Raw genomic sequence first — 10,294 nt, 5'->3', positions numbered from 1 at the left:
CCGAGAAACTCGTCATGTGGTGGAACTTCATCGCCCGCACCGGCGACGAGATCCTCCAGGCCCGCAACGACTGGGAAACCGGCACCCGCTTCGGCGAAGTCCACGGCTACGACGGCCCCCGCCTCCACGCCCCCACCCTCCCCGACATCCCCCTCAAGGCCCGAGGCCGAGTGCGTTGACCTGCGGATATGTATCCGCTCGGGCCTGCGGGAGGCTGGTCGTCTCCGGTGCTGCGACGACTTGCCGACGGATGCCCTGCGTCAGTGGTCGAGTGGCGTGGAGTGTGGGTCTCGGCGCCTCGGACGGAGGACTCTGAATTCTCTGGTGTGAGCGCCTGTAACAGCGTTTGGTCGGATCAATGCTGACCAATTGCTGACTTTCCTGACGCATCGTCACCTCATTGGTTTAACCATTGCACTGCTGGCCGGCTCCTCAGAGATGGTGCGTCGGAGGCCGTGGCGGCTCGGCGGGCAATCCGCACCACCGGGTGGTCCGAAGTGCTCACGTTCACGCCCGCGAGCCCGCGGGCTCCTCTTCGGGACGGGAGCATGATGCCTTCGGAGACCAGCGACACCCGGCTGCTCGACGCCCTCGCCGAGCAGTTCGGGAATCGGAGCGGCGACGCGCAGCAGATCACACTCAACGCACCGCCCGGTGTCCGGGTGCCTCCTCCCGCGCCGGGTCCGTCGAGTCACCGCGCATGCGCGGGAACGTCAGTCCGACGGACGGGAGTTCGCGCGCCCACGGCCACGGCGGGAGAGGCGAACCCGGCGATGCTGCCGACGGTGCGCGTCGGCCCTGAACCTGGGCGGGGCGACCCGCGCCAGCCCGGACGGCGACCTGCGGGACGCCGGTCGACGCGCCTCCTGCCACGTGCGCCGGTGAGGCCACGGCCGCAACTGCGCCCACCCTGACGGCCCGCTCCGGCGGTAGGCGCTCCGGCTCCACCACACCTCGAGCGGTGCCTCGAGGCCCGCCTGCTGGTCGGCGGACGGGAACCGCGCCGGAGATCCCACGGCAGTCGGCTACTCCGATGCAGAACCTGGGGCGCCTACCCGGCCGTCCGCACCATGCGCCGTCTGACCGCGCTGTGTGCCGCCGCCGAAGCCGTCGGCGGCGCAGGCAAACCCTCCGGCGCCAGGGGCGGCGACTGCGGCATCGAGACCGCTGTACGGGCCTCCGGCCGATAGTCGCCGGCCCACCCGAGGCCCTGCGCGTCCGTCTTGTACAAGCGGCACAGCAGGTCGATCGTTCCGGCTCTCGGCGTCCTGCCCTTCTCCCAAGTCCCCAATTGGTCCTCGTTCACGGCCGGTCTCGCCAGATGCAGGTGGTCACACTGCTGAACCAACTCGGTCACCGCCCGGCGCAGCGTCCACCCCCGGCCGAGACGATGTGCTCGGAGCCGGCTCACGCCACAGCAGGACATGAACTCCGCCACCGTGGCCTCGATTGTCCATGTACATGCCTCGGCCCGAGCTCTGATGCGTGCTGCGCAGGAGGGTCCGTGCGTCACAACTCACCTTCCCCACCTGGTCTACGAAATCGTGGCTGCGTGGTCACTCACTGCAATTACTGGAACCGCAGGCCGTCGGAGGCGGGGCGGTCAGGACGGTTTCGCCGTGGCTGCGCGGGTATGCGCCGGGCACGCGGTCCGGGGGCCGCCGGACCGCGCGAACGCTGGAGGAGGAATCGTGGAGGACGTTCCGCAGGGCGGAGCGGGTGGTGTTCCGCTCGACGACAGCGACCAGAAGCAACCCGTCCGCCCGCCCGGGGGTGACGGTGAACCGGACACCGGTGAGGAGGGCGATGCCACCACGGCAGAGCCGGGCAGGAGTCGGCATCTCGACCCGGACGAGACCACGGAGGAGAGCGGCGAGCAGCCGGCCGGCAGCTGAGGGCAGCCGCCGCGCACGCGGCGGCGCGGAGACAACGGAGGGTGTGGGGACATGCGTGACGAAGGCATGGGTGACGACGTCTACCAGCCGACCGGGGACATCGAGGAGTAGACGGATGCCGCGCCGCTGGACGTGGCGGACGCTGCCGACGAGCGCGATGACAACGACGTGCCTCGACGAGGGCTACTCGCCGCCGGAGCGGCCGTTGGGCATCGGGCAAGGTCGGGGTGACGGCGGCCGAGCAGCGGGCGGGCGAGACGCTGGACGAGCGCCTCGCCCAGGAGGAGCCCGACGTCCGGGCTCAGGAGACGGTGGTGCCCGACGCCCTGACGGGGCCGCGGGGCGGACGTGAACCTCGGGACGGTTGAGTCCGGCCGGAGCGGACAGCCGCGTGTCGGGAGCGCGGTAGGGCCTGCTCGGTGGTTCCCGTTCTCCCGCCAGGCTCCGGGACCCGGGATCGGCGGTGTCGTTCCCCTCCCGCCTGGTCCGTTGTCGATCGGAAGGAAAGTGCGCATGACTGACCCGGAGGTCCGAATCGCAGCGTCCCTGTCGGCGCCGCCCTCGTGATTCCGGCCGTGCTGGTCGTGGCCCTCCTCATCGGGGCGTTCATCTGGGGCAGCCGCTGCCAGGCCCGCACCCGGAGGCCTGCCTACCGTCCCGGGGGCGCCCGCGCTCCGCGTTCCGGCTCGCACAGCAGCCCCGAGGAGCGCGCCACGGGCCGTCGGGGTACCGACGGGCACGGCGGTCGCACGCCCCCCGACTGATGTCCGGTCCACGGCACCCGCCGGCTCCGCCGTGCCCTGCTCGACTGCAAGCGTCGAGAAGCCGATCGAAAACGTGCGCCACCACGCCGACGCGGCGTGTGCCGCCAGAGTTCGCGCTGCGGGCGCCAGCGCCGCAGGAGGAAACAAATGGTCTCCGGACGAAAGAGTGCGCGCCGCCAGGCGCCGGACACGTCGGCGAAGTCCCATGCCGGCCAGGACGCTGCCGCAGGGGACCGGTCCTACGGGGACCGCGCCGCCCGGAGCGGAGCAGAGGGGGAACGTCCCGATCCCGCGGCGGAGCAGGAGCCGGCGGTGCGCGAACGCTACGACGCCACCGCCGAAACCGCCCGCGCCGACGGGCCGCCGCCGACGGACGACGCTGGTTCGGGTGATCGGGAGGGGCCGACGGACCGGTCCTGAGAGGCGGCGGGCTCCGGCGTCATCGTTGGGGACGACAGGCGGAGGACGAAGCGCCGGGCCGGGATTCCGGCATGGGGGACCCTCGGTGCGTGGACGGGCTCGTGCGGGCGCTCGTGAGGCGGCAGGAGCGCCGGGACGACATCTGCGCCCCGCACATCGCCGGGTGAACAGCGCCCGGGGCAGGGGGCGCAGTCGTGACGCACCGGAACCCGTCCCCACAACCCCGGAAACGCACCCGCGCCCTCCCAGCCAACCCACAGGCGAAAGCCGAACTCCCGACAATCGCCGGGAAGGGCGACCGGCACGCGACAGTCCCGTGCAGCAGGGGGCGGAGGGGGAGAGGGCGGACGTCGAGACGTCCGTCGAGGGGTCTCCGGAGGAGCCGGGCCACACGCCGGTACGACGCTCCCCGAGCAGCGGGCCGATGGCCTGAGCGGGACCTCGACCGGGTCGCGACACAGGACCCGGCAGGTCGTCCCGAGTGAACTCCGCCCGGACTGGTAGCCGCCGGGGCGTCCACCGCCGATGACCGCACCGACCGCACCCGGCCGGCCCGAGGAGGGCACCATGGGCCAGGAGACCGCGACGGACCGTCGCGCCGACCATCCCCGCAGGCCCGGACCATGGCCGAGGACTGGCCGCTCGGTCCGGCCGCGGAGCTGCCGCTCGACCGCACACAGGCGATCCTGGAGGCGGCCAAGCGGATCGGTTCGCTGCTCAAGGCCAAGCACCACCCCGTCGCCCTCGCCGGCGGCGTGGCCGCCCAAGCTCTCCTTCACTCGACCCCACCCGTACCTGCGGCTACCCGAATCCCCCCGAGCGGAACAGGCGCGGTGAGCAGCGAGTCGTCGGAGGCGCGAGTACGGTACCCCGGCCCGGCGTTGCCGGGCCCCGGCCCGTGGCGTTTCTGCCTGAGGCCGTCGCGATGCCCCGCGACGACGCGCCACCGGTGCCGCGAGCGACCCGGGCCGGGGAGCCGAGGCAGCGCAGGTGGGCGGCCGACCCCGGGCCCTCCGAGTGCTCGGGCCCCACGGACGCACTCCGGCGGATCGCCTTCCTGCTCGAGTGGCGCGGCGCGTCCCCCTACCGCGTGCGGGCCTTCCACACCGCCGGCCGACGCCGCCCACGACCTGCCACCGGGCCCTGTGCGGGCGGACCAGGCCCGCCGCCTGCACGGGGTGGGGCCCGTCACCGCTGAGGTGATCGCGCAGGCCTCGCAAGGCCGCCCTCCGGCCTACCTCGCCACCCTGGAGGCGGAGACCGGTGAAGTGGCGCGTACCGGCTGGGCCCTGGCGCGAGCGAGCGAGGGGGACTGCCATCTGCACTCCGACTGGTCGGACGGCGGCCACCCGATCGAGGAGATGGCCGCAGCGGCCCACTCCGTGGGGCACCGCTGGGCCGTTCTGACCGACCACTCGCCGCGGCTCACCATCGCCCACGGCCTCACCCCCGACCGGCTGGACCACCAACTGGACGAGATGGCCGCCCTGAACGCCCGTACCGCCGATTTTCGCCTGCTGACCGGCATCGAGTGCGACATTTTGGAGGACTGCTGCCTGGACCAGGAGAACGAGCTCCTCCGACGTCTCGACCTCGTCGTCGCCTCGGTCCACTCCAAGCTCCGCTCTGACCCCGAACTCATGACTGCCCGCATGGTGGCGGCCGTCCGCAACCCGCACACCGACGCCCAGGGCGGACCACCCGGGCTGCGGCTGGCACCGGTCTACGATTGGAGGCTTTGTCGGGTGTCTTCCGGCGCGTGCTCCGTCTGCCCAAGACTTCCGATGCCTCGCTGGACCGCCAGGGTCCCGATGATGCCTGCCGTCCATGTCGAGCCCGGTGGGAGGGGTATCAGGGAGCGAAGGCCAGGCACCGATCCGCAAGCGCCGCGCCGGCGCAGGACCGGGCACCGGCGACACGCCGACGGGCCCGACCGAGCCTGGCGCTCCCGAACCAGGGCGCCCGGTTGGAGCACGTCCGCTGGAGGACATCCGCAAGCTGCCGGAAGCTGGAAACGGACCGGCCGCGGGAGGGGTACGCCCGTACGGCGGACATCCCGCCGGCCGTGCCAGGTCGAGGCCTTCATCGTCACTCCTTACGGGGCCGTACCAACACTCGCCTTCCTGCGTCTGTCCACCGCGGGCTGGCTGCTGGACCGGAGCCACCGCTTCGGTCCAGCAGCCAGCCCTGACCTGCGGGGCCAGGAGGGCGGGAGGTTCAGTTCGCCGTTGTCGGGAAGCGTTCCCAGACCCGGTGCGTGCCGAGCTGCTCCACCAAAGCGAAGACGGCCTGCGCAGGGTCGGTGGCGGTGAACACGCCGGGGGCCTGCGGGTCGACTCCCGCCGCCGCCCACAGGCCGCGCGCGTCCGCGAGGCCGGCGAGAGGCTTGGCGTGCCGGTAGGCCTCGTTGACGAGGAGGACAGCGCGGGAGTCGAGGGCGGGCTGGCCGCCGGCGACGGCGCCGGACTTGGCATCCCGGGAACCGTGGTCGTCGGTGCCGCGCGCGGGCGCGTCGGCCACCAGGAGGGCGTCGAATTCGACGGACCGCGCCGCGGCGTAGGTCCGCTGCACCGCGAGGCCGTCCGCCAGCGGGCCCCCAGTCGGCGCGATGAGCAACGGCAGCAGCCCGGCGTCGAGCGCGGTTTCCCTCAGCTGCCGCACCACGTCGGCGTCGCCGGTGGCGGCGGTGATGATGCCGAGCACCCGGCCGGTGGCTGGCCACCGCTGCCCGACCTGGGACAGGGCCGGGCTCGGCGCCACCTCGACCAGGCCGCCGGCGGCCGCTTCGGGAGTGGGCAGGCCGAGCCCGTGGGCGACCTCGCGGCACAGTACCTCGTCGATCCGCGCCAGGACCGTCAGCACCCGCTCCTTGATCGCCTGCTCGTACACCTTCGACAGCTCGAAGGTGTACGCGGAGATCACGTGCTCGCGCTCGACCGGGCTGAGGCTCAGCCAGAACTGGCGCGGCTGGCTGAAGTGGTCGGCGAAGGACGCGGGAGCTTCGCGGACCTTGGCCGCGGCGGCAATCGGGACGGGGTGTTCGATGTAGGCGTGTTCCCCTGAGCCGGCGAAGAACGGGCAGCCGCCGTCCAGCGAGTTCGGCTTGTAGGGGGCGACGCCGCTGTGTACGGCGTCCTGGTGGAACCCGTCGCGGAGCATGTCGTTGATCGGCGCATGCGGGCGGTTGACCGGGATCTGCGCGAAGTTCGGGCCGCCGAGCCGGGTGATCTGGGTGTCCAGGTAGGAAAACAACCGGCCCGCGAGGAGCGCGTCGTCGGTGACGTCGATGCCCGGCACCAGGTGCCCGGGGTGGAAGGCGACCTGCTCGGTCTCGGCGAAGAAGTTCGTCGGATTGGCGTTCAGGGTGAGTAGCCCGACCGGCTGCACCGGCGCGAGCTCCTCCGGAACGATCTTTGTCGGGTCGAGCAGGTCGATGCCCGCGAACGTCTGCTCCGGCGTGTCGGGGAAGGTCTGGATACCGAGTTCCCACTCGGGGAAGTTCCCCGCCTCGATCGCGTCCGCGAGGTCGCGACGGTGGAAGTCCGGATCCGTGCCACCCAGTAGCTGGGCTTCCTCCCACACGAGGGAGTGCACACCGGCCTTCGGCTTCCAGTGCCACTTCACCAGCGTGCTCGCGCCCTCGGCGTCGACCAGGCGGAAGGTGTGGACGCCGAAGCCCTCCATCATCCGGTAGGAGCGGGGGATGCCCCGGTCGGACATGTTCCACAGCGTGTGGTGGGTGGCCTCGGTGTGCAGCGAGACGAAGTCCCAGAAGGTGTCGTGCGCGGACTGCGCCTGCGGGATCTCCCGGTCCGGGTGCGGCTTCGCGGCGTGCACGACGTCGGGGAACTTGATGGCGTCCTGGATGAAGAACACCGGGATGTTGTTGCCGACCAGGTCGAACACGCCGTCGCTGGTGTAGAACTTCGTCGCGAAACCTCGGGTGTCACGCACCGTGTCGGCGGACCCGCGCGAGCCGAGTACCGTGGAGAACCGCACGAACACCGGCGTCTCGACTCCCTCGGCCAGGAACGCCGCTTTGCTGACACCGACCGCCGTGCCATACCCGCGGAAGACGCCGTGGGCGGCCGCGCCGCGGGCGTGCACCACCCGCTCGGGGATCCGCTCGTGGTCGAAGTGCATGATCTTCTCGCGCAGGTGGTGGTCCTGCAGCAGCACCGGACCGCGCGGCCCGACCTTCAGTGAGTGGTCCGAGTCCGGCAGCCGGGTGCCCTGCGCGGTCGTCAGATAGCCGCCGTTCTGCGCCGCGGCGTCCGCAGGCGCCCCGGCGTCCCGTCCGGTCGGCGACAGCGGGACGGGTGCCTGCTGGTCCGGCTTCGGGGGCAACGGCGCCCTCGGTTCGGTGGGTTCCGCCACCTGCGGCGGTTCGCTGCCGGGCGCGCCGGGAACCTCCGGCCGCTGCCCGGGAGCGATCCCTGCCGCGGCCTCCACCACCTTGTCCACGATCTTCTTCACCGGTCCCGGCTCTGCCACGACGTCCTCCTTGGGGCTCCTGCAACCCCTATCGGGTAACCCGGGGTTGTTGCGGGCAAACGAATCGCCGCGCAAACGAGTGGAAGACCGGGCCGGGCGCGGAACGACGCCACGCCGCCCCGATCGCCGGAGCACAGCGCCGCCGCTGGGCTCCTCTGCTCACCGCATCCACCGAAGACTTGTCGCACGCCCCTTGGACGGACTACCCGTGCGGGTTTGAGAGCGGCTGCCTACCGGTTCGGCTCCCGACCGAACCCTGGTGTGGCGTCACGCGGCCACGCCGGGTGACGTCCTCATTCGGCGGCCCTACCGCCATGCCTCCTTGGTCACACACGGGCGGCGTGGTGGGCTGGTCTGATGAAGTCCGAGGGCCGAAGAGTCCTGCACTGGGCGGCCGGCGCGGCGGCGGCCGTCACCCTGGTGACCGGTTGCTCGTCACTGACCGGTCGTCAGGATGCGGCGGCAGCCGCCGCGCAGCAGTTCGAGAGCGCCGTCCAGCAGCAGGACAGCGGCGCCCTGTGCCAAGCCCTCGCCCCGGGCACCCGCCAGGACCTGGAGGAGAGCGCCAAGAGCGGATGCGAACAGGCGATTTCCGACAGCGACCTGCCCCGGGCCTCGGGCGTCTCCCGCGTCGATGTCTACGGACAGCAGGCCCGCGTGGTGTTCGATCAGGACACTCTCTTCCTGTCGGCGTTCCCCGACGGGTGGAAGATCACCGCTGCGGGCTGCCGGCCCGAGCCGCGCAAGCCCTACCGCTGCGAACTCAAGGGAAGCTGACGTGCGTACTCTCTTCACGCTCCTCGTCACCGGCGTCGTCGGAGGGCTCGTCTACTTCACCGCGATCGGGGCGTTGCACCGGTGAGCCGGGCGGCCCGGTTCCTGCGGGACAACAGTCTGACCCTGGCCTTCGGCGCCGCGTTCCTGCTGACCCTCGTCGGGCAGGCCGCCTCCGGGATCGCCGAGGTCAACAACCAGCTGGTCGCCGCCGACCTCCAGCCCGTCAGTGTCGCCGACTACCTGACCGGCTCCGACTTCGCCGTCGACGTCACCGAGAACTGGCAATCCGAGTACCTGCAGTTCTTCCTGTACATCTTCGGCACCGTGTGGCTGCTGCAGCGCGGATCCCCGGAATCCAAGAGCCTGGACCGCGCCGGCACCGAGTCCGACCGCGAACAGAAAATCGGCGTGCACGCCAACCCCGACTCTCCTGCCTGGGCCCGCGCGAGCGGGATGCGCACCATACTGTATTCGCGGTCGCTCGGCATCGTGATGGCACTGTTCTTCATCGGCTCGTGGCTCGCCCAGTCGATCAGTGGTGTCTCCGCGTTCAACGCGGAGCGGCTGCGCGACCGGCAGGCGCCGTTCACCTGGTCCGACTATGTTCTGTCCGCGGACTTCTGGAACCGAACCCTTCAGAACTGGCAGTCCGAACTCCTGGCCGTCGCGTCGATGGCGATCCTCTCGGTCTACCTGCGCCAGCGGGGATCTCCGGAGTCCAAGCCGGTCGGCGCCGCCCACTCCTCGACCGGCGTCGAAGGCTGACCATCGGACCGCACCACGGCTTTCGGACGCGGGCACGGAGCCCTCGGCCAATCGCCCGCATCCCTGACACAGCTTCGAAATCGGGGCCTGCGGATTCTGAGTCGGTCCCCCGCCTTGTCGTGCGGCGATCGGGCCCGCTCTGGAAGGGCCTCTCAGACTGGTTCGATGGCGAAGCCGCTACGCGGGCGGGCGATCACCCGGCCGAGTGGGATGGTGAGGTCCTGATCGGGGACCGCGTAGTCGAGGCGGGCCAGCTCAGGCGCCAGGGATTCCAGCAGGGCGATTACGACGCCTTCGCCCGGGCAGCGGTGGCCGGTGGCGGCGTCGCCGCCACCCTGGGGGATCAGTTTCTGCGGGTCGGCAGCTGTGTGGAGGAAGCGCTGGGGGCGGAAGCTGTACGGGTCGTCCCAGAGCGCGGGGTCGTGCTGGCGGCAGGGGCCCGGGCGCGCCCGGCGCTGCCGTGGTGTGCGCGTCCGGGCCGGCGACGCGGCGAGAGGGTGAGTACGCCCACGGGGTGGAAGTCGATGGGGGGCGGGCGGTCGACCTGGATCTGTTTCCCGGGGTGAAAACCGACATGGGCGCAGGCGACCAGTGGCCCGATGTGCACCGCAAGGCCGTTGCCGCCGACATCCTCGTCGTCGCGTCGCCGACCTGGGTCGGCCGTCCTTCCTCCGTCGCGCAGCGGGTGCTGGAGCGGATGGATGCCATGATCTCCCGAGACGAACGAGGAAGGCCGGCCGGTCGGCTACGGGAAGGTTGCCGGCGTCGTGGTGACCGGCAACGAGGACGGCGCCCACCACGTGATCAGTGAGATCAGCGGCGCCTTGGTCGACATCGGCTACACCATCCCCGCCCAGGCGTGGACGTACTGGCACCTGGGCCCCGGCCCCGGGCCGGACTACCTGGACGAGGAGAAGGGCCACGAGTGGGCCCCCACACCACCGGCCGCACGATGGCAGCCAACCTGCACCACGTCGCCACCGCGCTGGCCGGCCCTTCCTGGCCCGCCCCCGCCCAGTAGCCGAACACCGTCGCGCTGCCGTCGAAGCCGCCCGGCCGCGACGGCGGCCCGGTGACCGTCGGCCCGCGAGGAGCGAAGCCGCGCGGTTGCAGGCGTAGAGGGCGAGTTGCGCGTCATCGCCCCAGGCATCGTGGACCGGCCCGTGGGTGATCGCGGTG

The 10,294-nt window shown here is 71.7% G+C and carries 5 protein-coding genes and 3 pseudogenes; 7 read left to right on the top strand and 1 reads right to left on the bottom strand.

Features of this window, described 5'->3' with window-relative positions; genetic code table 11:
• The 4 genes and pseudogenes from ACFZBX_RS20730 to ACFZBX_RS20715 form a co-directional block, all read left to right on the top strand.
• A partial coding sequence (locus tag ACFZBX_RS20730) for a pirin-like C-terminal cupin domain-containing protein (protein ID WP_391535222.1) occupies positions 1-179 on the top strand: 179 nt, incomplete at its 5' end.
• A gap of 1,512 nt (positions 180-1,691) precedes the next feature.
• Positions 1,692-1,895, top strand: coding sequence for a hypothetical protein (locus tag ACFZBX_RS20725; protein ID WP_391535214.1), 204 nt, complete (start codon positions 1,692-1,694; stop codon positions 1,893-1,895).
• Positions 1,896-2,443: 548 nt separating this feature from the next.
• Positions 2,444-2,659 (top strand): annotated as a pseudogene (locus ACFZBX_RS20720) (DUF6479 family protein); the annotation flags it as partial.
• Positions 2,660-4,127: 1,468 nt separating this feature from the next.
• A pseudogene (locus ACFZBX_RS20715) lies at positions 4,128-4,773 on the top strand (PHP domain-containing protein); the annotation flags it as partial.
• Between the two features lie 523 nt (positions 4,774-5,296).
• On the opposite strand, the gene ACFZBX_RS20710 reads toward ACFZBX_RS20715, so the two are convergent.
• Positions 5,297-7,573 carry a catalase gene (locus ACFZBX_RS20710; protein ID WP_391535213.1) on the bottom strand — a complete coding sequence of 759 codons (2,277 nt, stop codon included), beginning with the start codon at positions 7,571-7,573 and terminating at the stop codon, positions 5,297-5,299.
• Positions 7,574-7,930: 357 nt separating this feature from the next.
• Between ACFZBX_RS20710 and ACFZBX_RS20705 the strand changes: the two genes are divergently transcribed.
• The 3 genes and pseudogenes from ACFZBX_RS20705 to ACFZBX_RS20695 form a co-directional block, all read left to right on the top strand.
• Positions 7,931-8,350: a hypothetical protein gene (locus ACFZBX_RS20705; protein ID WP_391535212.1), complete on the top strand. Its 420-nt coding sequence runs from the start codon at positions 7,931-7,933 to the stop codon at positions 8,348-8,350.
• An 81-nt stretch (positions 8,351-8,431) separates the two neighbouring features.
• Entirely contained in the window at positions 8,432-9,115 is a 684-nt protein-coding gene (locus ACFZBX_RS20700; protein ID WP_391535211.1) for a DUF6766 family protein, read from the top strand.
• A 508-nt stretch (positions 9,116-9,623) separates the two neighbouring features.
• Positions 9,624-10,136: pseudogene (locus tag ACFZBX_RS20695) on the top strand (flavodoxin family protein); the annotation flags it as partial.
• Positions 10,137-10,294: the final 158 nt, after the last annotated feature.

Source organism: Kitasatospora sp. NPDC008115 (genome assembly GCF_042957205.1).
In the GTDB taxonomy this organism is placed as follows: Bacteria; Actinomycetota; Actinomycetes; order Streptomycetales; family Streptomycetaceae; genus Kitasatospora.
This window is presented reverse-complemented; position numbering and strand designations above follow the sequence as displayed.